The organism is Marinobacter sp. KMM 10035 (assembly GCF_046537445.1).
Classification (GTDB): Bacteria; Pseudomonadota; Gammaproteobacteria; order Pseudomonadales; family Oleiphilaceae; genus Marinobacter; species Marinobacter sediminicola.
In genome coordinates, this window is sequence record NZ_JBBVMG010000001.1 from 516747 (window position 1) to 541210 (window position 24464).

25 protein-coding genes are annotated in these 24464 nt (G+C 55.8%); 7 read left to right on the plus strand and 18 right to left on the minus strand.

Annotated elements, in window-relative coordinates:
- Nucleotide 1: 1 nt before the first annotated feature.
- Nucleotides 2-370: a DUF6746 family protein gene (locus tag AADB16_RS02275; RefSeq protein ID WP_410801112.1), complete on the plus strand. Its 369-nt coding sequence runs from the start codon at nucleotides 2-4 to the stop codon at nucleotides 368-370.
- Here AADB16_RS02275 and hrpB read toward each other — a convergent pair whose 3' ends face one another.
- From hrpB to AADB16_RS02310, 7 genes are all read right to left on the minus strand, one after another.
- Nucleotides 371-2869: an ATP-dependent helicase HrpB gene (gene hrpB, locus AADB16_RS02280; protein ID WP_410803559.1), complete on the minus strand. Its 2499-nt coding sequence runs from the start codon at nucleotides 2867-2869 to the stop codon at nucleotides 371-373. It abuts the gene before it with no gap.
- A 5-nt stretch (nucleotides 2870-2874) separates the two neighbouring features.
- Nucleotides 2875-4089 (minus strand): YbfB/YjiJ family MFS transporter, encoded by a 1215-nt coding sequence (locus tag AADB16_RS02285; protein WP_309044121.1) that lies wholly within the window; start codon nucleotides 4087-4089, stop codon nucleotides 2875-2877.
- Nucleotides 4090-4186: 97 nt separating this feature from the next.
- Nucleotides 4187-4852 (minus strand): SCO family protein, encoded by a 666-nt coding sequence (locus AADB16_RS02290; RefSeq protein WP_200370757.1) that lies wholly within the window; start codon nucleotides 4850-4852, stop codon nucleotides 4187-4189.
- Between the two features lie 142 nt (nucleotides 4853-4994).
- Nucleotides 4995-5915: a heme o synthase gene (cyoE, locus tag AADB16_RS02295; RefSeq protein ID WP_309044122.1), complete on the minus strand. Its 921-nt coding sequence runs from the start codon at nucleotides 5913-5915 to the stop codon at nucleotides 4995-4997.
- Entirely contained in the window at nucleotides 5912-6994 is a 1083-nt protein-coding gene (locus AADB16_RS02300) for a COX15/CtaA family protein (protein WP_410803561.1), read from the minus strand. The genes cyoE and AADB16_RS02300 overlap by 4 nt, the downstream gene beginning before the upstream one ends.
- Nucleotides 6995-7058: 64 nt before the next feature.
- Nucleotides 7059-7709 (minus strand): hypothetical protein, encoded by a 651-nt coding sequence (locus AADB16_RS02305; RefSeq protein ID WP_410801114.1) that lies wholly within the window; start codon nucleotides 7707-7709, stop codon nucleotides 7059-7061.
- Nucleotides 7690-8427, minus strand: coding sequence for an SURF1 family protein (locus AADB16_RS02310; RefSeq protein ID WP_410801116.1), 738 nt, complete (start codon nucleotides 8425-8427; stop codon nucleotides 7690-7692). Before AADB16_RS02310 ends, AADB16_RS02305 begins: the two co-directional genes overlap by 20 nt.
- 53 nt (nucleotides 8428-8480) lie before the next feature.
- Here AADB16_RS02310 and AADB16_RS02315 point away from each other — a divergent pair, with 53 nt between their 5' ends.
- Nucleotides 8481-8684: a twin transmembrane helix small protein gene (locus AADB16_RS02315; protein ID WP_100638898.1), complete on the plus strand. Its 204-nt coding sequence runs from the start codon at nucleotides 8481-8483 to the stop codon at nucleotides 8682-8684.
- 18 nt (nucleotides 8685-8702) lie between these two features.
- On the opposite strand, the gene AADB16_RS02320 is transcribed toward AADB16_RS02315, so the two are convergent.
- Genes AADB16_RS02320 through coxB form a run of 4 tightly spaced genes read right to left on the minus strand, consistent with a single transcriptional unit; the run spans nucleotide 8703 to nucleotide 12994 of the window.
- The gene (locus AADB16_RS02320) at nucleotides 8703-9590 is read right to left on the minus strand and encodes a cytochrome c oxidase subunit 3 (protein WP_309044126.1); all 888 of its coding nucleotides are present in this window, start codon (nucleotides 9588-9590) and stop codon (nucleotides 8703-8705) included.
- A 16-nt stretch (nucleotides 9591-9606) separates the two neighbouring features.
- The gene (locus AADB16_RS02325; RefSeq protein WP_410801118.1) at nucleotides 9607-10215 is read right to left on the minus strand and encodes a cytochrome c oxidase assembly protein; all 609 of its coding nucleotides are present in this window, start codon (nucleotides 10213-10215) and stop codon (nucleotides 9607-9609) included.
- A gap of 13 nt (nucleotides 10216-10228) precedes the next feature.
- Nucleotides 10229-11812 (minus strand): cytochrome c oxidase subunit I, encoded by a 1584-nt coding sequence (ctaD, locus tag AADB16_RS02330; RefSeq protein ID WP_298451370.1) that lies wholly within the window; start codon nucleotides 11810-11812, stop codon nucleotides 10229-10231.
- A gap of 57 nt (nucleotides 11813-11869) precedes the next feature.
- Nucleotides 11870-12994, minus strand: coding sequence for a cytochrome c oxidase subunit II (gene coxB / locus AADB16_RS02335; RefSeq protein WP_309044129.1), 1125 nt, complete (start codon nucleotides 12992-12994; stop codon nucleotides 11870-11872).
- Between the two features lie 205 nt (nucleotides 12995-13199).
- Here coxB and AADB16_RS02340 point away from each other — a divergent pair, with 205 nt between their 5' ends.
- The 4 genes from AADB16_RS02340 to AADB16_RS02355 all read left to right on the plus strand — a co-directional run bounded on the left by AADB16_RS02340 (nucleotide 13200) and on the right by AADB16_RS02355 (nucleotide 17098).
- On the plus strand, nucleotides 13200-14528 hold the full coding sequence (locus tag AADB16_RS02340) for an MATE family efflux transporter (RefSeq protein WP_410801120.1): 1329 nt from the start codon (nucleotides 13200-13202) through the stop codon (nucleotides 14526-14528).
- 199 nt (nucleotides 14529-14727) lie between these two features.
- Nucleotides 14728-15378: a hypothetical protein gene (locus AADB16_RS02345; RefSeq protein WP_410801122.1), complete on the plus strand. Its 651-nt coding sequence runs from the start codon at nucleotides 14728-14730 to the stop codon at nucleotides 15376-15378.
- A 51-nt stretch (nucleotides 15379-15429) separates the two neighbouring features.
- Nucleotides 15430-15660: a DUF1653 domain-containing protein gene (locus AADB16_RS02350; protein WP_410801124.1), complete on the plus strand. Its 231-nt coding sequence runs from the start codon at nucleotides 15430-15432 to the stop codon at nucleotides 15658-15660.
- 115 nt (nucleotides 15661-15775) lie between these two features.
- Nucleotides 15776-17098: a Na+/H+ antiporter family protein gene (locus AADB16_RS02355; protein WP_410801126.1), complete on the plus strand. Its 1323-nt coding sequence runs from the start codon at nucleotides 15776-15778 to the stop codon at nucleotides 17096-17098.
- Between the two features lie 476 nt (nucleotides 17099-17574).
- On the opposite strand, the gene AADB16_RS02360 is transcribed toward AADB16_RS02355, so the two are convergent.
- Complete coding sequence (locus tag AADB16_RS02360) at nucleotides 17575-17826, minus strand: YheV family putative zinc ribbon protein (protein WP_410801128.1); 252 nt, start codon at nucleotides 17824-17826, stop codon at nucleotides 17575-17577.
- Nucleotides 17827-17882: 56 nt separating this feature from the next.
- Nucleotides 17883-19928, minus strand: coding sequence for an oligopeptidase A (prlC, locus tag AADB16_RS02365; RefSeq protein ID WP_410801130.1), 2046 nt, complete (start codon nucleotides 19926-19928; stop codon nucleotides 17883-17885).
- Nucleotides 19929-20149: 221 nt separating this feature from the next.
- Between prlC and AADB16_RS02370 the strand changes: the two genes are divergently transcribed.
- Nucleotides 20150-20686 (plus strand): gamma carbonic anhydrase family protein, encoded by a 537-nt coding sequence (locus AADB16_RS02370; protein WP_200370780.1) that lies wholly within the window; start codon nucleotides 20150-20152, stop codon nucleotides 20684-20686.
- Here the strand turns inward: AADB16_RS02370 and AADB16_RS02375 are convergent.
- Genes AADB16_RS02375 through hemF form a run of 5 tightly spaced genes read right to left on the minus strand, consistent with a single transcriptional unit; the run spans nucleotide 20683 to nucleotide 24456 of the window.
- The gene (locus AADB16_RS02375) at nucleotides 20683-20994 is read right to left on the minus strand and encodes a PA4642 family protein (protein ID WP_309044138.1); all 312 of its coding nucleotides are present in this window, start codon (nucleotides 20992-20994) and stop codon (nucleotides 20683-20685) included. The two genes, AADB16_RS02370 and AADB16_RS02375, sit on opposite strands and share 4 nt — an antisense overlap.
- 32 nt (nucleotides 20995-21026) lie before the next feature.
- Nucleotides 21027-21860: a flagellar motor protein MotB gene (locus AADB16_RS02380; protein WP_410801132.1), complete on the minus strand. Its 834-nt coding sequence runs from the start codon at nucleotides 21858-21860 to the stop codon at nucleotides 21027-21029.
- Nucleotides 21861-21864: 4 nt separating this feature from the next.
- Nucleotides 21865-22638, minus strand: coding sequence for a motility protein A (locus AADB16_RS02385; RefSeq protein ID WP_298451401.1), 774 nt, complete (start codon nucleotides 22636-22638; stop codon nucleotides 21865-21867).
- A 51-nt stretch (nucleotides 22639-22689) separates the two neighbouring features.
- Nucleotides 22690-23517 carry a shikimate dehydrogenase gene (aroE, locus tag AADB16_RS02390; protein WP_410801134.1) on the minus strand — a complete coding sequence of 276 codons (828 nt, stop codon included), beginning with the start codon at nucleotides 23515-23517 and terminating at the stop codon, nucleotides 22690-22692.
- 12 nt (nucleotides 23518-23529) lie between these two features.
- Nucleotides 23530-24456, minus strand: a complete 927-nt coding sequence (gene hemF / locus AADB16_RS02395) for an oxygen-dependent coproporphyrinogen oxidase (protein ID WP_410801136.1) — start codon at nucleotides 24454-24456, stop codon at nucleotides 23530-23532.
- Nucleotides 24457-24464: the final 8 nt, after the last annotated feature.

Below are 24464 nucleotides of genomic sequence, written 5' to 3' on the forward strand. Positions count from 1 at the left end.
CATGACAATCATTCGCCAGTTTACCGCCGTAGCTGCCTCCCTGCTGATCGCCGTGCCCGCATTTGCCGGCGACAGCAGCCACTTCAAAGGCCAGCCAGCAAACACCCTTGAGCAGGCCGTTGCCAACTTCTCCGAGTACAACACCAAGCTGGAAAAAGTGCTGGCCGGTGAACTGACTCCAGAAGCCATGAACGAAGTGCACCAGCTCACCTACACTCTTGAAAATGCCCTGCAAAAGCTGGATGACGAGATTGATGCGCTTGAGGACACCCTTGAGAAAGTCCACAAGGCCTCCGAGCATGCAGACCCGGATACCGTGCGCACCGCCGGCGAACAGTACCTCAGCAACAGCCGGAAGATGATCAAGTAGTTATTGGCGGGGCTTTCGTTTAACGCCCTGCTGGGCAACAGCGGTTAGCGGGTCTTCTGGCCAGGGATGTTTGGGGTAGCGGCCACGGGTGTCTTTACGCACCTGGGGGTAAACGTTAACCCAAAAGCTGGCCAGATCCGCCGTGACTGCCAGCGGCCTCTGGGCCGGGGAAAGCAGGTGAATCAGCACTGGCATCTTGCCACCAGCAACTGTCGGCGTAGTGATCCAACCAAACAGGGCCTGCAACTTGGCCGCCAATACTGGGCCATTCTCCGCGGTGTAATCCAGGGTAACGGAGCTGCCGGTGGGAATGGTCAGGCTGGTTGGAGCCAGTTCCCCCAGCTGCTGCTGTTGAGGATAGTCCAGCAAGCTGCTCAGGGCATTCTGAAGGTTCAGTTTAGCCAGATCAGACCAGCGGCTGATGCCGCTCAGGAAGGGCCCAAGCCACTCTTCCAGAGAGTCTGTCAGGGCTTGATCACTGACATCTGGCCACTGCCCGGGAAAATGCCTGGCCAGTAAAGCAACTCGCGCCTGCCACTGCCGGGCAGCAGGCGTCCAAGGCAGGTTATCCAGCCCTCTGCGCCGAACGGCGGCGAGTATGCCCTGCTGAATCAGTTCCGGCGAGGGTTTTGCCAGCGGTTTCTCACCGAGGAGTAGCGCCCCCAGTCGGCGCGTTTTGCGGGCGATTACTGTGCCGCGTTTATCATCCCATTCCGCTTCATCCTGCTCTCGAATATGAGCCGCGAGATCGGCTTCAAGCGTTATCAGGTCCACCGGGGCCGCCAGATAAATCCTTGCTTCTCTGGCCTTGCCGTCCAGATCTGCCGCCACCAGCCATTCGTGCCGCGCCAGCCCATCGTCGTCTCGCAGAAGCGCACCCTTGCCGTTGCTGAGCTGGTAGCGTGGTGTATCGCCGGGGCGGCGTTTGCCAATACGGTCCGGGTAAGCGAGCGCCAATAAACGCCCCACTTCCGGGGCCGTTGGCATGAGTTCTTGTTCGCTTTTCCCATGATCGCCAGACACTGACAAACGCTTGGCCTGCTGGCGCAGTGCCTGCAGCCGATGCGGATCTATACGTTGAGAACCTCGTTCTCCACGAAGGGCGCGAATGCGTTCATGCATGTCGGCACCGGCACCCGGGCCCAGCAAGTCCCTGTCTTCCAGTAACGCGGCCAGCTCCGCCGCCAGCCTGCCCAGCCCAAGCGATCGCCCGAGTATAACCATGTGCGCCAACCTGGGGTGAATGCCCAAGGCCCGAGCTGACTTGCCGTGCTCAGTGATTGCGCCTTCATCATCCAGCATGTCCAGCCACTGCAGCAGCTCCACACCCTGCTGCCAATGGGCGAGCGGCGGCGGGTCGATCCATACCAGATTATCCGGCGTTCGGGCGCCCCACTGGGCCAACTCGAGCACCAGTGGCGCCAGATCGGCCTCATGAATTTCTGGTGGCGTAAAATCTGCCAACCCGAACTGTTCCGACTCACTCCATAGCCGGTAACACACACCCGGCTCAACCCGGCCTGCACGACCTTTGCGTTGCTCTGCGGAGGCTTTGGAAACCCGACCTGTAATCAACCGTGTCATTCCACTATTTGGGTCAAACACAGCACGGCGCTGCTGGCCGCTGTCCACCACCACCCGCACGCCTTCAATGGTCAGACTGGTTTCTGCGATGGCGGTTGCCAGCACGACTTTGCGAGTGCCCTCTGCAGCCGGCGCAATGGCCTGGTCCTGCTCTGCCGCTTTCAGGTTGCCGAACAGAGGCGCGATGACAACGTTCGAGGCCACCTGCCCGGCCAACGCTTGAGCCACCCGGTGAATCTCTCCTGCGCCCGGCAGGAACACCAGCACTGAGCCTGGCTGCTGCGCCAGAGCTTCGGTAACCACCGCCACGACTTGGTCCACCAGCCTTGGGTAGCGCTGCGTGCTTGGCACCGGGCGATAGAACACTTCCACAGGAAAGGCTCGCCCTTCGCTGCTTAATACGGGTACATCGCCGAGCAGGCGGGCAATGGGGGCGGTGTCCAGTGTGGCGGACATCACCAACACTCGCAAATCTTCCCTTAGCGCTTCTTGTGTCTCGCGCACCAGTGCCAGCCCGAGGTCGGCCTGCAGGGAGCGTTCGTGGAATTCATCGAAGAGCACAGCGGCGTACTCTTCCAGCATGGGATCGCTCTGGATCAGCCGGGTGAGTATGCCTTCGGTCACAACTTCTATGCGTGTGGCGCCAGATATTTTGGTGTCCAGCCGCGTGCGGTAGCCTACTGTTTGCCCGGGCTGTTCGCCCAGTTGCGACGCCATAAATCTGGCCGCGGAGCGGGCGGCAAGTCGCCGGGGTTCGAGCATCAGGATTTTACGGCCCTGCAACCAGGGTGCATCCAGCAATGCCATGGGCACCCGAGTGGTTTTACCAGCGCCCGGGGGTGCCTGCAGCAGGGCCGTGGTGGCTTGCTGCAGGGTGTGTTTTAGCTCTGGGAGGATGTGGTCTATTGGGAGCACGGCTATCAATCGTGCGGAATTGTTCTTGCGTGCCAAGCTTCAGGCCTTGGAACAAAAAACACAAAAAGTAATCCGAAAACCAGCGCCCCGACACCTATGCCGAAAGCGGATACCAGAGTGCCGCCGGCGTCGAGCCACTGTTTGGTTAGCCAAGGACCAGCCATTTGGGTGAACCCGTAGAGGGCGACCATGGCTGCAGACAACCGGGGCCCCTGATGTGGATGCAGGGCACGTCCAAGCCGCTGGGTAAGCAGCACCGTTCCCAGAAACGTGCTTCCTACCAGTGCTGCACATAACAACAGGCCAAGGGCGCCGGGCACGATAACGGCTGCCAGCACACCCGCAAGCTGAATCAGGAAATTAAGCTTCAACGCAGGTATATCGCCCATTTTCGTGCCCAGCTTATTCCACACCCAGGCGGCGGGAATTGTGCACAAGGCTACGATTAGCCAGGCCCCATCAAGCAGCCAATGTTCGGCGTCGAGCTCGAGCTTTGCCAGCAGTGGCAGAAAGGTCATGGGAAGGATGTAACCCAGACCTGCGCCCGCGTACGACAGAAACAGAGGAATGCTGGCGCGATCGATTAACGGGGTTTTGGCTTTCACTTTGCCATCATTGCCAGGCACCTGATCTGGCACGTCGAGCTTTATCAAGCGGCGAGCGCCCCAAATGGCCAAAGGAATAGATGCCAGAGCCACTGGCCACCAGCGTGCAGCACCTTCCAGCCAATCTGCAGTGCCGGTAACGAGTCCACTGGAGAGTAGCAAGCCCAGCCCCACCCCAACGTAGACCAACCCACTCATGCTCGAACGGTTGCGCAGCACCAACCATTCCAGAATCAATGCAGGTGCCTGCACGAAAACGACTCCGTTAGCGACACCATTCAACCAGCGGGCGGTGGAGATGGCTGTCAGGTTGTCCGTTTGGGTAACGAAGATCGTGGTTATAACGTGAACGATGAGAAACGCGGGCAGCAAAATGCGGATATGGCTAACCCTATGCCAACGAATCGCCAGCATGGCACCCATCAGATAGCCTAAATAGTTCCAGGTGGCTATAGCTGCGCCTTCCGGCGCGGTGAGCTGACCATCGTCGATAAGATAGGGAAGCAGTGGGGTGTAAACAAAGCGGCCCAGCGTGTGCACAACCATAAGCACAATGGCACCCGCAGCCAGAACGCTAAAGAGTTCTTTCAGAGTTGTGGTGTTCTGCTTGTACATACTGTCGGTTCCGGCGAGTGCATTTTCAGCCGGGCAGTCTATGCGAGTCGCGCCGCTATGTCAGTCTGACCTTAGCAGAACAGGCTGCTTATCCGCCTCAGGTGCGCGGGATTTCACTGTTGGCTTTAGCCCAAATGTAGATACGCTCAAAGGCTTCCGCCAGCTGTTCCGGATTATGGGGTGGCTGAATCAATGCCGCCAGCTGGCCGTCGGGATTCACCAACGCAAAATGCCCACTGTGATCTACAAGCAGCTCACCGTCGACGTCTCGGTGTACAAACACGGCACTCAAACTTTGCGCCAGTGCACGCAATGTTTCCAGATCTCCAGTCAGGCCGTGAAAGTCTTCGCCGAAAAACCCGGTATAGGCTTTCAGTTTTTCAGGGGTGTCGTGTTCCGGGTCGGCAGTGACCAGCAGGTAATCCGGCTGGGGCAAGTCTTTCGAAAGTAGCTTGTCGGTGCGTCGCAGGTTCGCCATGGCCGCCGGGCAGATATCCGGGCAGTTGGTGTAGCCAACAAAAGCAAAGGTCCACTTACCCTGGAGACTCTCACGGGTGACGGTTTCGCCGTTTTCGTTCGTTAGCGTGAACTCGACCAACGGCCGCGGCTGGTCATAAACATAGGTGTTCATTTCAGCCAGATCCGGAGCAGGCGTCGGCTCCCCGCTGTCCACCAGGAATACCTGCCGACCAATAACCAGGCCAAATACGAGTACCACCAACAACAGAAGTACAAACAGCGTGACCTTCAATGAACGATTCATTATTACTCCTAATGGCAAACTCTACGGTAACGCAGCGACAGTAGGAGGGATGCCTTTTCTGCAGGGAAAAAGATGTCTGAGCGCAGCGAGTTGTTTTTCCCGGAAGAAAAGGCATCCCTCCTGCTGGCGCGTTTGCACCAAGTCAGAAAAACACGTAGTGGTCTACAAGGAGTACCACAAACAGGGCCATCAAGTAAGTGATGGAGTATTTGAAGGTGTTAAGTGCCACTCGGCGGTCGTCGCCTTTTAGCAAGCGTATGGCGTACTGCAGAAAGCGTAGGCCAAGAGCGAGCGCGCCAGCGAGATATATCCAGCCGGACATACCTGTGACGAAAGGTAGCAGGCTGACTGCCAACAGCATCAGGGTGTAGAGCAGAATGTGCAGTTCAGTAAACTTATTACCATGGGTGACCGGCAACATGGGAATGCCGGCTTTGGCGTATTCCTCTTTACGGTGAATAGCCAGGGCCCAGAAGTGCGGGGGCGTCCAGGCGAAGATGATGAGAACGAGCAACAGGGCATGGCCTTCTACCTGGCCAGTTACTGCTGTCCAGCCGAGCAATGGCGGCATGGCGCCCGCGAGGCCACCGATGGTGATGTTTTGGGGCGTTGCCCGTTTCAGGAACAGTGTATAAACGCCGGCATAACCTACCAGAGAGGCCAAAGTGAGCCATGCGGTGAGATGGTTCACCTGCCACATCAATACCACCATGCCTACGCTGGCCAGCAGTGTAGCGAACACTATGGCTTCTACCGGGGAGATTTTACCGGTAGCCACAGGGCGCTTGCGGGTTCGGGCCATTACGGTATCTATTTTCTGGTCGACCACGTGGTTGACCACGGCGGCAGCGCCGGCAAGAAAGGCTATGCCCAGGTTGCCCCATATCAGCACGCTCAGGCTGGGCAGGCCGGAAGTGGCCAAGAGCATGCCAATGGCGGATGTCAGGATCATCAAGGCCACTACGTTGGGCTTGGTCAGCTCCAGATAATCTCGCCAGGATATGGCGCGTGCGGATTGGCTGGTTGGGTTGCGGGCCGGCAGTACGTCCACTTGCTCACTCATGCCGTAATCTCCTGATGCATTATTGTTGTATGTGTTGCTCTTGCAGCATGTGCCTGGGGCAGCAGATTGTGCTGCCAGATCAGGTATATCACCGATAGCAGCAGCCCGGCGCCCATGGCGTTGTGAGCCACTGCAATCGGCAGGGGAATATGGAAAACAATGTTGGCGAGCCCCAGGGTGATCTGGGCCACCAACGCTGCAGAAACAAGCAGTACCGGGCGGCGCAGTTCGCGACTGGCGCTTCTACGCCAGATCAGGGTCAGCAAAACAGCGAAATACCCCAGAACCACCAGAGCACCAACTCTGTGGGTTACGTGTATGGCTACCCGGCCATGGGCTGTGAGTTGCCCACCCAGATAGTTGGGGCCCACATGCTGGGTAATATCGAAGCCATGCTGGAAGTCCATATCCTTTGGCCACCACTCACCCTGACAGGTGGGCAAGTCGGTACAGGCGACGGCCGCATAGTTGGCTGCCGTCCAGGCGCCCAAGGCAATTTGCAGAATAACCAGCAACAAGCCGCCATAGAGCCAGGGGCGAAGTTTCGCGATGTGGGGCCTTGGCGCCGAGGGGTTCGGGTTCTCTTCGGGGGCGATGTTGGCCTGTGTTGCAGAGAACTTTCTTAGCCGCAGCACCAGCAAGGTGAGCAAGCTCAAAGTGGTAAAGCCGCCAAGAAGGTGAAGCGCGACCACTTGAGGCCAGAGCTTCAAGGTAACCGTCCACATTCCAAACGCACCCTGCAGCAGAATAAACCCTGCAATGAACAGAGGCAGTTTGAAAGGCACACCGCTGCGGCGCTTTCGCACGGCGCTTGCTGCCAGCCCGAACACCACCAGCCCCAAGGTGCCAGCGGCATACCGGTGGATCATTTCCGGCCAGCCTTTAGCTACATCCACCGGCGTGTCTGGGAACCGGGCATTAGCGATGGCTATATGCGACTCGCTTTGAGGCACGGTTATGAAGCCATAACACCCGGGCCAGTCGGGGCAACCCAGCCCTGCATCCACCAGCCGGGTCCAGGCGCCCAGCATGATGACGACAATGGCGAGAAGCACTGAGAAAGTCGCCCAGTTTGCCATGGCTTTGGCGTTAGGCTGGTTGCCGGTAAACAGATGCGTCAAGGTAACTCCTCCGGGCTAAGGCTCAGCCCACCTGTGACAGTTTGAGCAGGTGCTTCAGATCTTTGAGCATGTCCTTACCAGAATTCTCGGGGCCGTAATGCATCATCACATTGCCAAAGGGGTCGATGAGCAGGATGCGCGGCTCACTTTCCGGATTGATTCCAGCAGGCCAGGCAGGTGTTTTGCCGGGTACAGGCCTCAGGCGTTCCATCAAACGGTACTCGGTTGGCCAGCGTGCCGCGAGATCACCGGTAATTCCGCCTAAAACCGCGGCTCTCGATACTCGGTTAGCATTTTTCCCCAAGGCAATATTAGCTTGTCGCGCGAGGTAGAGCAGTTCTTCGCAGCGGGTGTCGCATTCGCCCGCGGCAACCACAAGCAACCACTGAGGATCTGCTTTACCAGCGACAAACCGATTGGCCAGCGGCTCGCCCGAAAGCGTCTCAAGGTTGAGCGCGGCCACAGGCACCGTCGGGCTGATCAGCGCCCCGTGATTAGTATGCCCTGCGGGATTCAGCCAGCCGGTGTAGAACATAATGGTGGCCAGAATCATTGGCCCGAACCCCAAGGCAAACAACAACATGGCTGTACGTCGGCCCCTGCGAACTTGTTCGGGGGTTGGGCCTTCTTTTTCTTCTTGCTGTGGTAACCCGTTAACCATTGTCATTGTCATTATTGGTTCCTGTCTTTCGATAACTCGCCGCTACACTCAATATAGTCAGCACCAGTGCAAGCGCAAACCATTGTGTCGCATATCCGTAGTGGGTTTGTGGCCCCATGAGGTCTGGTTCCCAATCCGCACGATAGGCGCCAGGCTGCTCGCTGCTCGCAAGCCGGATAATAGCACCAGGCAACTCGGGGATTTCAGCTCTTGCAACCGACCCGGGTAATGCCTGCACTCTGCGGGGCCAATGTTCGTCAGTTGCTGATTTTGAGGACAGTACCGGCGGTTCCGGGTAAGGGCTTATCCGTCCGGTTAAGCTGAAGACACCTTCGGGAGGGCTAATATCCGGCAATTCATTTCGCGTTCTCGGTGCCCCGACCCAGCCTCTGTTAACCAGAACCGCAGGGCCCTGCAGTGGGTAAAACACCGTCAGAACCTCGTAACCTGCAATGCCATCGCGGGTTCGGTTATCCAGCAACCAGCTGCGCTCGTCGTAAAGCCCGGAAAGCGTAACCGGCCTGCCGCTATCAAGCCCGCTGGCCACCTGTTCCGGCCAATCAAGATCCTGTGCTTCTTGCTGCCACTGCTCAAGCAGAACCTGCTTTTCCTCGGCCCGGTTCAGTTGCCAGATACCCAAGCCAATAAGCAGCGGCAAAAAGGCGCCTGTAAACACCATCAACCGCCAGTTCAGCTGCCATTTTCGAGAGTTTTGTTTTGCCTCAGCCATGGTCTGCTATAGTGCGTTTGGCTTCAACCAGAACAAAAACCAGAGATTTTTTTATGCTCAAAGCCCTTATCATTTTCCTTATGCTCGCCGTTATCATCAGCCTGTTCAGTGGCCTTTTCTTTCTCATAAAAGACGGCGGCAAAACCAATCGGGTGGTAAATTCTCTTGCTGTACGGGTAACGCTGAGCGTGCTTCTGCTCGCTGTTATTCTGCTGTCACTTTGGCAAGGGAGCCTGACGCTACACCCGACTCCCTGAATGTAAGCCCTTGCTACCTCATATGACATATACAAAGACGAACAAGCCCAGCCAAACCACATCCACAAAGTGCCAATACCAGGATGTCGCTTCAAACCCGAAGTGGCTATCTGCGGTGAAATGCCCCTTTTGAATGCGTATAAACATGATGATCAACATCAGGGTTCCCAGCATCACGTGAAAACCGTGAAAACCGGTGAGCATGAAGAAGGTGCTCCCGTAGATACCGGATTGCAGCGTCAGGTTAAGGTCCTGATAGGCATGCATGTATTCTTCAGCCTGAAAGAAAAGAAACACCAGCGCAAGCGCAATGGTCGCCGCCAGCCAGATTTTCAGCTTCTTGCGGTTGTCCGCTTTAATGGCATGGTGAGCAACGGTTATGGTGAACGATGACGTAACAAGAAGAATGGTGTTAATCAGTGGTAGGCCCCAGGGGCCGATAACGGATTCTGGAGCAGGGTAAGCTTCCGGGTCAGGGTTGTTGATCAACGGCCAAGTAGCCTGAAAGCCTTCCCAGAGCATGTTGGAACTGCCGCGATCGCCCTCACCCCCGAGCCAGGGCACGGCAAACACCCGGGCATAGAACAGGGCGCCAAAAAACGCCGCAAAAAACATGACTTCCGAGAATATAAACCAACTCATACCCCAGCGGAATGACCGGTCCATCTGCGGGCTGTAAAGGCCAGATCGGCTCTCTTTAATAACGCTACCAAACCAGCCAAACAGCATATAAATCATAACCAGTACGCCGGCCCAGAAAATCATCCAGGCATTACCGGTGCTGTCGCCCTGATTGCTGTCGACCATAATCGAGGCCGCACCATATAGCATGACCCCAAGGCCCACCGTGGCAATAATAGGCCACTTACTCTGTTCGGGAACGTAATAGTTCTGGTAATCCGCCATAGCTATCTCCGATGGCTTATCCGTTATCGATTATTGTTTTGTTTGTTGAACTGGTTGTCTCTGTCACGGCCGCTTGCGGCTCGCCCTGATCATATAGTGTGTAGGACAATGTCAGTTTGGTGATATGGCTGGGCAAATCCTGATCCACAATAAACACCAGCGGCATTTCCGTATTCTGGCCCGCGGACAATGGCTGCTGGTTAAAACAGAAGCATTCAGTTTTGTGGAAATACAAGGCACCTTCCGATGGCGACAGGCTGGGCACCGCTTGGCCAACCATGTCCCGATCGGTCGGGTTCTCGGCATAGAAGTTCACGGTTGTGGCCTCCCCGGGGTGAACTTCAACGCTGCGCGCAACCGGCCGGAATATCCAAGGCATGTCCGGCCCGTTCTGGGCCAGAAACTGCACTTTAATGGTACGGCTCATGTCTGCTACTGAACGCTCGGTAGACTCATAGCGCCCGCTGGTTTTTCCATTTATACCGGTTATTTCGCAGAACACGTCATACAGAGGCACTAGCGCAAAGCCGAAGGCAAACATTCCGGCCACGCTGGCAAGACACCAACCAATAACCCGCGCATTACTGCGCGGAGGTACCGTCTTGTTTGCCGGTTGCTCAGCCATTTTTGTCAGCCTCCTATTTCACATCGGGTGGCGTGGTGAAGGTGTGGTAGGGCGCTGGTGAAGGAACTTCCCATTCAAGGCCTTCAGCACCTTCCCAGGGCTTGGCTGGCGCTTTGACACCGCCTCTGGCGCACTTCACAACAATCAGAAGGAACAGCAGTTGGGTAGCGCCGAACATGAAGGCACCGATACTGGACACCATGTTGAAATCAGCGAACTGCAGTGCGTAATCCGGAATCCTCCGCGGCATCCCGGCAAGCCCCAGGAAGTGCATAGGGAAGAAGGCCAGGTTCATGCCGACAAATGACAACCAGAAATGGGTTTTGGCCAGAGTTTCGTCGTACATGTAGCCCGTCCACTTCGGCAGCCAGAAGTAGGCCGACGCGAAGATACCGAAGATGGCACCAGGCACCAGTACGTAATGGAAGTGGGCCACTACAAAGTAAGTGTCGTGGTACTGGAAGTCCGCAGGAGCAATCGCCAGCATCAGGCCGGAGAAACCGCCGATGGAGAACAGGATCACAAAGGCAATGGCAAACAGCATGGGCGCCTCCAGTGTGAGAGAGCCCCGGAACATGGTCGCCACCCAATTGAACACCTTCACCCCTGTGGGTACGGCAATCAGCAAGGTGGCGTACATGAAGAAGAGTTGCCCGGCCAATGGCACGCCCACAGTGAACATGTGGTGAGCCCACACCAGGAATGACAAGAGCGCGATGGCACCGGTGGCATAAACCATGGAGGCGTAGCCAAACAAGCGCTTGCGGGAGAACGCCGGAATAATCTGGGAGATCGCCCCAAAAGCCGGGAGGATCATGATGTAAACCTCAGGGTGCCCGAAGAACCAGAACACGTGCTGGAACAGAACCGGGTCGCCGCCGCCCGCCGCATTGAAGAAGCTGGTGCCGAAGTTGATATCCATCAGCATCATGGTGACCACACCTGCCAACACTGGCATTACGGCAATCAATAGAAATGCGGTGATCAGCCAGGTCCATACAAACATGGGCATTTTCATCAGCGTCATGCCTGGCGCCCGCATGTTCAGTACCGTTGCAATTACGTTGATGGCACCCATGATCGACGACACACCCATGATGTGGATGGCGAAGATAAAGAAGGTGGTACTTGGCGGCCCATAGGTAGTGGAGAGCGGGGCGTAGAAAGTCCAGCCAAAGTTTGGCGCACCCCCTTCCATAAACAGAGTGGAAACCAGGATCAGGAAGGCACAGGGCAGAAGCCAGAAGCTCCAGTTGTTCATCCGTGGCAATGCCATATCGGGCGCGCCGATCATTAGCGGTATCATCCAGTTTGCCAAGCCTACGAAGGCTGGCATAACCGCACCAAAGACCATAATCAGGCCGTGCATGGTGGTCATCTGGTTGAAGAATTCCGGCTGAACAATCTGCAACCCGGGCTGGAACAGCTCTGCCCGGATAACCATGGCCATGGTTCCGCCGAGAAGGAACATGGTGAAACTGAATATCAGGTACATAGACCCGATATCTTTGTGGTTTGTGGTCAACAACCAGCGGCTGATGCCGCTAGCCGGGCCGTGATGATGATCTTGTGCGTGGGTACCTGCAACCGCACTCATGAAAACCCCCGTTACCGCCAATTATTGTGGCTGGTGATATCTGTTATCTGGCGTTGATTACTGTTGGTTCTTGTAATCGAAGATTTCTTTTGGCGTGACCATGTCACCCATCTTGTTACCCCAGGCGTTACGCTCGTAGGTAATGATGGCGGCAAGATCCGCTTCGTTCAGCTGACCGCCGAAGGCCTGCATTGCCGTACCTGACACACCGTTAACGACAACATCGATGTGCGCGGCCATGTCTCCGGTCGCAATGGCGCTGCCCCTGAGTGCCGGGAATGCTGGTGGCGCACCGCTGCCATCTGCCTGGTGACAGGCAGCACAAGCAGTGGCGTAGGCTGTCTTGCCTCGCTCCATCAGTTCTTCCATGGTCCAGTCTTTCTGGGTCAGCTCGCGCTCTTTCTCGGCTGCGGCTTTCTGATCAGCTACCCAGGTGTTGTATTCCTCTTCCGGCACCGCCTTTACCACCACCGGCATAAAGCCGTGATCCTTGCCACACAACTCTGTGCACTGGCCGCGATAGGTGCCTGGCTTGTCCACGCGGGTCCAGGCTTCGTTGATGAAGCCGGGGATCGCATCTTTCTTTACGCCAAAATCCGGCACCCACCAGGAGTGAATGACATCGTTTGCCGTCAGCAGGAAACGAACCTTCTTACCCACCGGAATCACCATGGGGTTATCTACTTCCAGCAGGTAGTTTTCGCCCTTGGCCTGTCGGTTTCTGATTTGGTCTGACGGCGTTGTGAGGTTGGAAAAGTAGCCGAAATCTTCGTTGATATATTCGTACTGCCACTTCCACTGGTAGCCAGTCACCTTGATATCAATATCCGACTCAGTGGTGTCGTACATATCAATCAAGGTAGCGGTGGCGGGAATCGCCATAATGACGAGAATGACAAGCGGTATGAGTGTCCAGAGGATCTCAACCATCGTATTTTCATGAAAATTGGCAGGTTTTGCCCCCTGGGACTTACGATGGGCAAAGATAGACCAGAACATAATCCCGAATACCACGACGCCAATGGCAACGCAGATCCAGAAAATGGTCATGTGAAGGTTAAATATATCGTTACTGGTACCGGTTACCCCGGGGGTCATGTTTACCGTCCAGTCCGCCATGGACAACGCGGGAAACAATAGACCGCCTAAAAGGGCACCTACCCGCTGAGCGTGCACGCGCATACTGTGTCTCCACAGAGTATTATTCTTGTCGGATTTTGCGTAATCCCTCTGCTCTTTCTCCGGCGCTCGCATTCGCCAGAAATTCGCAGAGTGAAAGCCTGCTTATGGATACATCACCATCGAGTATAGACACAGATCAAAAAAAGACTAAAAAGTCATTAAACCCAAAACGACTAAACACAACGCTTTAAGAAGCAAATCGAATATGACATTCAAATTGTCGGTTACAGACAGGCGTTTATGGGCACTGGCGTGGCCATTGATGCTCACCAACCTCACTGTTCCTTTGTTGGGCCTGGTGGATACGGCTGTACTGGGACATCTGGAAAGCCCTGAGTATCTCGGCGCCGTGGCGGTTGGTGCTAACCTGTTCACTATTCTGTACTGGACCTTCGGTTTTATGCGCATGGGCACCACCGGGCTGGCCGCCCAGGCCTGGGGCAAGCGCGACAGCTTCAGCCAGGTTGCCCTTCTATTGCGCTCGCTGATGTTGGCGGTGGGGATCGGCCTGTTGCTGATTCTGTGCCATCAGCCGCTAATCCGAATCGGGCTGACCCTGATGAACGCCAGCCCTGACGTAACCAAGCTCGCCGCCGAATATGCGGCTATCCGAATCTGGAGCGCTCCGGCGGTACTGTGCCAATACACGCTGGTGGGCTGGCTGATTGGTACTCAGTATGCTCGTGGGCCAATGATCATGCTGATCGTGGCAAACGGCCTGAATATCGTGCTCGATGTATTCTTCGTGACAGTGCTGGGCTGGAACAGCCGGGGCGTGGCCATTGCCACTGTGATCGCCGAGTACGGTGCCGCCATCATCGGTTTTGTTATCGTGTTACAGCGCATGCCCGATGGGCAACGGCTCAGCCGGGAACTGTTCGGAAGCCTTAGGGACTACCTGGCCATCTTGCAGGTAAACCGCTACATCATGGTTCGCACCATTGCACTGTTGTTGGTGCTGGCATTTTTCACCGCCCAAGGGGCTCGTCAGGGCGACACCATTCTGGCAGCCAATGCAGTGCTGATTACTTTCCTGCTCCTGATTTCCAATGCGCTGGACGGCTTTGCCAATGCGGCAGAAGCGTTAATCGGAGAGGCCGTTGGCAGAAACAGCAAGCGCCGCTTTATGGTGGTGTTTCGCTGCGCGTTACGCTGGTCTCTCTGGGGCTCGCTGTTGCTGACTGTTCTGTTCGTTCTCGGGGGCCAGGGGCTGATCGCATTGCTGACCGGTATCGAAGAGGTTCGCACCACAGCCTGGCAATATCTGCACTGGCTCTGGTTGCTGCCGTTCACTTCCGTATGGGGTTTCTTGTTTGATGGCGTTTTCATCGGCGCAACGCGCACCCGCGATATGCAGAACACCATGCTGTTTTCGGCGCTGGGGGTGTTTGCCCCCATCTGGTGGCTGACCACCGGCTGGGGAAATCACGGCCTGTGGTTTTCTCTGATCTGCCTTATGCTTGCCCGCGCAGCCAGTATGGGTTGGCTCTGCTGGTCGCACACCCGGAACGATCGGTGGTTCAACATTCAGTAGCCGATGTGTAAATGTTAACAATATCTGACACTCCAGAAATCGCAGCACGCCAAATCTCGTCTACACTTGTCAGAAAAGAAGGGCGCCTCGTGCCGGTATTTGGTGGCAACCCGCCGCAGCACAGTTGCCCGGTTACCCACTGCCCGATACGGGAGGCGCCTTGCGACCTCAACTTGTTCAGACACTGGCATGTCCTCAAATGACTCCACAGGCAGTTCTGGAAATCATTGACCACGCGCGGCGCAAGGAGGCCCGCTCTGGAACCTTTCTGAAGCAGTTGCATAAAAAGGCAGCGGCATTGCCATCGGCCGTCACCATTGAGGGCTACCAGCCTGCAGCCTGCCTGTTTCAGTTCGCCATTGAATACATAGAAATGGCGCCACGGCTCATAGAGTGTGTGGATGCCTGTGCACAGGAAGCCGGCACCGCCCAGCTGTTTGACCCTTTTGTGAAAGCTGCCATCGGCTACTTCACAGAGCCCTCGGTGCTGCTGGTGCACTACGCTGGTCTGGACGGCCTTCTGATACGCGCCTACCTCTGCCACCGTCTCATGGAAGAGATGCACGAAAACAATCACTCCATCCGAACCGGCGGCCTTGTCGATATAGAAGCAACTCGTGCTAACCTGCTGGTTCACGAACTTATTGGCGAACCCTTCGCAAACGAACTGGACGACTCAATAACCGTCACCGTGCTGCAAATTGCCGGTACGCCGGATTATTATGAGCTCAATCTGGACCCCTTCGTTGAGCAGGTGAACAATGATGCCTGGAGCTGGATGCGACGCTACTGGGAAAACCTCCTGACCCGCAATCATATCCGCTTTTCGCTGGGCTCCAGCCAGACCTGACCCACGCAAGAACTCCAACAAGCGCATCCAAAGAACCCCCAGGAACTCACTATGACTGATCGCAAAACCGATATCCGGCCCGGCCGCTACCGACACTACAAAGGCATGGATTACGAAGTAATCGATATTGCCCGTCACAGCGAAACCGAAGAGAAGCTGGTGGTTTATCGTTGCTTGTATGGCGATCACAGCCTGTGGGTGCGCCCGCTCAGCATGTTTAGGGAAACGGTAAACGTGGCAGGCGAACAGGTTCCGCGTTTTGCCCGGATTGATAAGGACTGACAGTTACACAAGTCTTTTGACTCAGCTGGCCAATTACTGCACATTACCGCGTTTTCATGATGCCTGTCTTCGCGAGAAGGCTGGATAATCCACCACGCGTACTCGGAGTTTTCCCATGAATGCCGTCGTTGCCGCGGTGCTGATCATGCTCGTGCTGAGTTTGGCCCGCATCCACGTTGTAGTTGCCCTTATCGTAGGCGCCGTCTCTGGCGGCCTGATTGCAGGATTGTCTCTTGAAGCCACCATTGAAGCCTTTAATAACGGCTTGGGCGGCGGTGCCACTGTTGCTCTTTCGTACGCTACCCTCGGTGCCTTCGCCGTTGCCATAGGCAAATCCGGCCTGGCCCACGCGCTGGCAGACAAAACCCTGGCCATGGTCGGCCAACAGGAAAACAGCACCGCGGCTAAAAGCGTGCGTTACATGATTATTGGCGTGCTGGTGCTGATTGCCCTGTCGTCACAAAACATCCTGCCGATCCACATCGCCTTCATTCCGCTGGTTGTTCCACCCATGCTGTACGTGATGGCCAAACTGAAAATGGACCGCCGGCTCGTGGCCTGTGCGCTCACCTTCGGTTTGATCACGCCTTACATGTTCCTGCCCATCGGCTTCGGCGGCATTTACCTGAACGACATCCTGATGGCCAAAATCAGCACCAACGGCGGCGAAACTGAAGGCCTGAGCGTTATGCACGCCATGGCTCTGCCTGCCCTGGGCATGCTCTGCGGCCTGCTGGTAGCAGTATTCTTCACCTACCGCGGTGACCGCGAATACGATCTGGAAGCCATCACCCGCACCGAACGAGTAAACGTGTCCTACAGCTCCGGCACATTGTTCATGGCGGTTGTCGCGATTGTGGTCGCCTTCGTGGTTCAGCTCTGGCTAGGTTCAATGATCCTTGGCGCGTTGGCAGGCTTCCTGCTGTTCAACCTGTCCGGCGTCGTAAAGTGGAAAGAGGCTGACGACCTGTTTACCGAAGGCATGAAAATGCTGGCCATGATCGGCTTCATCATGATCGCGGCGTCTGGTTTTGCGGAAGTCATGCGTGAAACCGGCGAAATCGCCACCTTGGTGCAAAGCTCTGTAGATGTAATCGGCAACAACAAGCCCATGGCCGCGTTGCTGATGCTGCTGGTTGGCCTGATGATCACCATGGGCATCGGTTCATCCTTCTCCACCATCCCCATCATCGCCGCTCTCTACGTGCCTCTGGCTCTGGAAATGGGCTTCAGCTCCCTAGCCATCGTTGCCCTCGTCGGCACCGCCGGCGCCCTGGGTGATGCCGGCTCCCCAGCCTCCGACTCAACATTGGGCCCCACCGCCGGCCTGAACGTAGACGGCCAGCACAACCACATCTGGGATTCCGTAGTGCCCACGTTCTTGCACTACAACCTGCCGTTGCTTGGATTTGGGTGGTTGGCGGCTATGGTTCTTTAATTTTGGAGTTAGCCTTCCTTTCTCGTAGCCTGCTGGTTTTGGGGGCTACGAGGTCACGGTGGGTCTTTTCTTCTGGAAAAAAGGAACTCGCTTCGCTCAGACATCTTTTTTCCGCCAGAAAAGACCCACCGCACCCTCTAGGCACACAGAATAGTTATCGCTAGGGAAAGAATGGAAAGGGGAAAACGTTCCTGCAACATTTTTAGTGCTGCCAGCACCGGATACGAGAAACCATAATCTGGAATTTGAAATCTAGAATCTGAAATACGGAATCCAAACCGTACCGAACGATCCAAACATCTTTATCTTTTAAACCGATCTATCCTCGCAGTAAGAACAAGAGGCCGTGGGGAGATGTTTTTCTGCCGGGAAAAAGATGTCTGAGCGCAGCGAGTTGTTTTTCCCAGAAGAAAAATATATCGCCGCGGCCTCGATCCCCGCTAAGCCAGCAGGCTACAAGTCTTAATCTTTAATCCCTAGTCCTCAGACCCAGCCTTAAAGAAAACAACCTGCTTAACCGTGTGATCGTCAGTGTTCTCACGCTGATTAACCCGAGTCTCCAGTTCGGGATTTTCAGGCTGCTCAGCATCCGATATGGCATCGGTAAAACCACATGCCACACACTCGCGAATCTGCTCACCGGCATCGTCAGTAAACATCTTGATCTTGTCCATCTCCGCGCAGCGGGGACACACTGCACCGGCTATAAAACGTTTTGGGGTCGCCATAACGTAACTCCAGAATAGGTCTCCGGTGGCTATAACAACCACCGGAGAGGATTAGGTCAGGCCGCTTCGTCTGTGATGCCGGTCTGCTTCAACAAGGCATCCACCTGCGGCTCACGGCCACGGAAGGCTTTGAACAGCTCCATTGGTTCCTGAGACCCACCTTTTTCCAGAATGTTCTGCAAGAACGCCCGGCCGGTTTCCGGATCAAAGATGCCGTTTTCCTCGAACAGCGAGAAGGCATCGGCAGCCAGCACTTCTGCCCACTTGTAGCTGTAATAACCCGCTGCGTAACCGCCAGCGAAGATGTGGGAGAAGGCGTTGGGGAAACGGTTGAACTCCGGCCCTTCCACTACCGCTATCTCCTCACGCACTTTGCGGTGCATGTGCAGCGGATTGGTAGGGGCCTCTTCCGTGAATTCCGCGTGCAGGCGGAAGTCGAACAGGGAGAACTCCAACTGCCGCACCATAGCCATGCCGGACTGGAAGTTTTTGGCCGCCAGCAACTTCTGCAGCAGGTCATCCGGTAATGGCTCGCCAGTTTCGTGGTGGCTGGCGATCAGTGCCAGTGACTCCGGGTTCCAGCACCAGTTTTCCAGGAACTGGCTGGGCAGTTCTACCGCATCCCAGGCTACGCCGTTGATACCGGACACATCCATAACTTCCACTTGGGTAAGCATGTGATGCAGCCCATGGCCAAACTCATGGAATAGAGTAGTTACTTCGTCATGGGTGAGTAACGATGGCTTGCCGTTCACCGGTGGCGTAAAGTTGCAGGTGAGGAACGCCACCGGCAATTGCAGCGCGCCGCGCTGATCGCGCCAGCGTACCCGGCAATCGGCCATCCAGGCGCCACCGCGCTTACCCTGGCGTGCGAACAGGTCAAAGTAGAACCAGGCGATAGGCTCGCCGTTGCGGCTGATGCAGTAGGCGGTGGCATCTTCGTGCCAGGTTTCTACGTCTGGTTTGGCTTCAATCTGTATATCAAACAGCTTCTCTGCAACCCGGAACAAGCCAGGTACCACTTTATCTACAGGAAACCAGGGGCGAAGTGTTTCGGGGGAGATGTCGTAGCGCTGCTGACGCAGCTTTTCGCTGTAGTAGCCAATATCCCAAGCCTTAAGGTCATCCAGGCCGTGCTCATCTTTGGCGAAGGCTTTCAGCTCGGCATAGTCTTTCTCTGCAACTGGCTTGGATTTGGCTGCCAGCTCAGTGAGAAAGCCCAGAACTTCGTCGGTATCCCGGGCCATTTTCTTGGCCAGTGAACGCTCGGCGTAGTTGTTGAAGCCCAGGAGTTTGGCCAGTGCGTGGCGGCGCTTGAGGATTTCGGCCATTACCTGGGTGTTGTCCCAGGTTCCAGCATCTGGCCCTACGTCTGAGGCGCGGGTAACAAAGGCTTCGTAGACTTCGTGGCGCAGTTCGCGGTTGTCACAGTAGGTCATCACCGGGAAGAAGCTGGGGAAATCCAGGGTGATCACATAGCCATCCAGTTCTTTCTGGCTGGCGGCCTGTCTCGCGCCTTCAAGGGCCGATTCCGGAATGCCGGCCAGTTCTTCAACATCTGTAATATGCTTGAACCAGTTTTGGGTGGCGTCCAGCACGTTGTCGCTGAAGCGGTTAGTCAGCTCCGACAGCTCGCGGGAGAGTTCCGCATACTGCTTTTTCTGTTCATCGGGCAGGTCGACGCCGCCAAGGTGGAAGTCACGCAGCGTGTTATCCACGGCTTTACGCTGGGCTTCGCTCAGTTCGCTGAAGTCATCCCGGGCGGCGAGCTTTTTGTAGGCTTCGCACAGAGCAGAGTTCTGGCTGACTTCGGTGCTGTACTCTGTGAGCTTTTCCAGGCAGTTTTTATAAACTTTGCGCAGGTCGTCGTTGTTCATCACGCTGTTGAGGTGCGAGATAACAGACCAGGCGTTGCTCAGCTTGTTTTCCAGTGACTGCATGGGCTGAACCAGAGTATCCCAGGTGGGGTCTTCATTCTGGGACAGGCTGGCGATTTTCACGCGGTTTTCGCTGAGAATCTGGTCGATGGCCGTTTCCATGTGCTCGGTGCGCACATGGTCAAACCTCGGCAGCAAATCATCAGTCAGTAACGGATTGTTCATGGATCCCCTTCTCAGCAATGAGTTGGTAAAGTAGCGTGATAGAGGCAACGCTAGACTGTTGGTCCCGGGAGTGGAGTCCGGAGGAAGGGCCTTTCCAAAACCGTGCGGAGCCATGGATGGCGGAGCCGAGCCTACATGGATGTATTTACGGCGTGTTTTGGAAAGGCCCTTCCTCCGGGCGACCCAGACTCGGGGAATAATCTCATCTAAGAGTATATGTAATGACGAATATACGTTCTCACAAGGGTATCACGCCAGATTTAGGAGAGCGCACTCTGGTGGACCCCAGTGCGGTAGTAATCGGTGATGTTAAAACCGGCAAGGATTGCTCCATCTGGCCGATGACCGTGGTGCGGGGTGATATGCACAGGATCCGCATCGGCGACCGTTGCAGTATTCAGGACGGCTCGGTGCTGCACATCACTCACGCCAGCGATTTCAACCCGGGTGGTCATCCACTCACCTTGGGCGACGATGTCACCGTGGGGCACAAGGCTTTGTTGCATGGCTGCACCATTGGTAGCCGGGTGCTGGTGGGCATGGGCTGTATCATTATGGATGGTGCGGTAGTGGAGGATGAGGTGATTGTCGCAGCGGGCTGTTTGGTTCCGCCAGGTAAGACACTGGAGTCCGGGCATCTGTATGTTGGCTCGCCGTGCAAGAAGGCACGTGCTTTGTCCGATAAGGAACGCACGTTTTTTGCGTACACGGCGGCCAACTATGTGAAGCTCAAAGATGAGTATCTGGCCGAGGCTTAGTGCTCGGTTGCTGCGCTCCTTTTCGCGCCAGCCTGTTCCAGCGCCCGGGCGTAGTCTGCGCCTTTGTGGTGCTGGGATACGTGGTCCAGAAAAGTTTCACCCGCCTCGTTGGTGGCATTCAGATCACCGCCAGCTTCCACAAAGAAACCTACGAAGCGTCCAAAATCCTCTGCTCTCATGGCTCGGTAGGCTTTCAATAGAGCCGTGTACTCAGATCCTTCTTCTTTTTGCTCGCGTGGCAGATGGCTTTTTACGCGCTCATCGCTCCACTCTTCATCTAAAACCTTGGGTTTATCAGGGCCGCTCATAGTCACTCTCTCCTTTCTGGATCAGTTTATGCTCAGGGCAGGATTTCCACCGGTAAGTCGCCGGTTGAGATAGATTCGTCACATTCAGGATCACGAATGGCAATTTCCACGCGGCGGTTCAGTGCACGGTTTTCCGCCGTATCGTTCGGGGCCAAGGGGTTGGTTTCCGCTCGCCCAGCTGCAACAACGCGTTCCGCAGGCACCTGCTTGCTCATCACCAGTTCGTGCACCACGGACACCGCACGGGCAGCAGAAAGATCCCAATTGGATCGATAACGGCTGCTGGAGATGGGCCTGTCGTCGGTGTAACCGGAAACCAGAACGTCGCCGGTACAACCCGCCAATACGTCCACCACCCGTTCGATAATGGGGATCATCTCCGGTTTGATAGCTGCTTGGCCGGAGCGGAATGTGGCTTCTTCCGAGAACCGGATAACAACTTTGTTCTGGTCGTAATTGACAACCAAAGCCTCAGAAGCAACTTCGTTTTCAAGCTCGCTTATCATGCGGCTGGCCAGATCCAGCACGCCGCCGGAAATAACGGTGTCTGCCGTTTCTGGCGCTCGCTCATCAATGAATTCAGGTTCCCGGGTCTGGGACTCCGTGGGTTCGGGCAGGGAGACAGTATCAGACTCTACGAGGGTGATCGGCGAGCCGCCTATGCCGTCGCCCAGTACGTTCGCAGATCCAAAAGCCACGGACATGGAGTTGGCCATGGCTTTGTATTTTTCGATATCCATTTCCGCAAAAGACAGCAGCAGAATAAAAAATGTCAGCAACAGCGTGGCAAGATCGGCAAAGGTAACGATCCACGCAGGTGTTTGATTGGTCTGCTTGGGCTTTCTGGCCTTCCGGATAGTTTGCAAAACCTCAGGCCTCCCGCTCCGGCACCAGCCCTTTGCGGTGTTCCGGCGTTACAAACGAGGAGAGTAACTCGGTCATCACTCTGGGGTTTTCTCCACGCATAATATTGCGTATGGAGGTGATGATCAGGATCTGGTTACGGCTTTCGTCTTCCGCTTTCAGTTGAAGCTTGTCCGCCAGCGGCAGGGCGATCAACTGAGCAATAAAGGCACCATAAAGCGTTGTCAGCAAGGCAATGGCCATTGCCGGGCCAATGGAAGAAGGGTCGTCCAGGGAGTTGAGCATCTGCACCAGACCCACCAGGGTACCTAGCATTCCAATCGCCGGTGCAGACTCGCCAATACCCCGGAATACCCGCTCCGCCACTTCGTAGCGCTCTGCCATCTGCTGGGATTCCTGTGCCAGCGCCTCTTCAACCATCTCAGGGGGATGGCCGTCTACACACAGGTAAATGGCTTTTTGCAGAAATTCATTGGCGGTACGATGGTTTTCCAGGCCCAGAATGCCTTCTTTACGCACAACCATGGCCAGCTCACCAGACTCGCGAATCAAGTCGGTAGGGCGCTCAACTTTGTCGGTGAAGGCGGCGCTCATGGCCAGGCGGAAAGCACTCATCACCGAAGACATGCGGAATTTTACGAGTGTGACCGCAAAGGTACCGCCAATAACAATGGCCAGCCCCGGCAGATTAAGAAAGGTAAGAAGCGAGGCATTGGCCAGCATTGCCAAAATCACGATCAGAATGCCGGCGACAAGCCCTACGAGGGTAAGAATGTCCATGCATAGCCCTTCATGGATAACATTTGTAGATAGCCCTTACGGGATATTGTCTTAGTCGTTTCGCAATACATCGATAACCGGCGCTGTGTCTGGCTGCACTCCGCGCCACACACGGAAGGATTCAGCGGCCTGTTCAACCAGCATACCCAACCCATCAAATACCCGAACAGCTCCACTATCCAGAGCCCACTGGTTAAACGTGGTTGTCTGCAGAGAATACATCATGTCGTAAACAACGGTATCCACCGCAATCACATTTGCGTTAATGGGTGGCAAGTCCCCCTGCAAACTGGCGCTAGTACCATTGATAATTAAATCAAACGATTGATCTGGCTCATTAAATCCACAAGCGCTTAGCTTAGTAACATTAGCCTCATCTGCAAACAGTGTAGCCAGTGCTTCGGCTTTGGCCACTGTGCGGTTTGCGATCGTCAGCCTGGCGGGCTGCTGTGCCAGCAACGGCCCAAGTACACCACGCACGGCACCGCCTGCACCCAGTATCAGTATGTTTGCGTTTTTAAGCTGAATACCATGATTGACGGTAAGATCCTGCACCAAGCCCTGGCCATCGGTATTGTCGGCCACCAGCTGGCCCTCGCTGTTCTGGTACAGCGTATTGGCAGCACCGGCTTTCTCCGCCCGTGCCGCGCGCTGATCTGCCAGTTCCCAGGCTTGCTCCTTGAAGGGGACTGTTACGTTCAAGCCCATGCCGCCACCCTCAAAGAACTGGCGTACGGTATCTGCAAAGCCATCGAGGGGCGCCTGAATCGCGGTGTATTCCACAGGTTCGCTCGTCTGCTTTGCAAATAAACTGTGGATCCTTGGCGACTTGCTGTGATTTATCGGGTGGCCGACCACCGCGTATTGCTTGTTGCTCATTTCTAACCCCGTTTACGTCGCGTTACCGGCAAGCCAGTCGCGCCCGGTCAGAAAATGCTCGGTCAAGCGCGCTTCTTCGCTGCCCGCTTCTGGTACCCGGCTGTAATCCCAGCGCACCAGTGGTGGCAACGACATCAGAATGGATTCTGTGCGCCCGCCAGATTGCAGGCCAAACAAGGTGCCACGGTCGTACACCAGGTTGAACTCCACATAGCGCCCGCGCCGGTAGAGCTGGAAATCCCGCTCGCGCTCACCGTACGCCTGATCCATGCGGCGCCGAACAATGGGCTCATAAGCTTCAATATAGCTGTCGCCCACGGATTTCATCAGGCCGAAATCCTGCTCAAAATCCCCGGTGTTGTGGTCGTCGAAAAACAGGCCGCCTACACCGCGAGGCTCGTCCCGGTGCTTCAGGTAAAAATAGTCATCACACCAGTCTTTGTAGCGCTGATAAGTATCGTCTCCAAAGGGCGCGCAGGCGTTTTGGGCGGTTTTGTGCCAGTGCACGCAGTCCTCATCAAAGCCGTAGTAGGGCGTCAGGTCGTATCCACCACCAAACCAGTAAACCGGTTCGCCAGTTTCCGGCGTGGCGATAAAGAACCTTACGTTGGCGTGTGAGGTGGGCACATACGGATTGTTCGGATGAATCACCAGGGAGACCCCCATAGCTTCCCATGGGGCACCGGCCAGGTGAGGGCGATGGGCTGTGGCCGACGGTGGCATGGTTTCGCCCATTACATGGGAAAAGTTAACCCCGCCTTTTTCGAAAATACGACCATCGCTGATGACCCGGCTCACACCGCCGCCGCCCTCCGGTCGATCCCACGCATCACGTACAAATTCAGCACCGCCTTCCAGTGCTTCCAGACGCTGGCAAATGGCATCCTGCAAACCAAGCAGATACTGCTTAACCGCGTTGCTATCGGGTTGCTGTGGCATGAATTCTC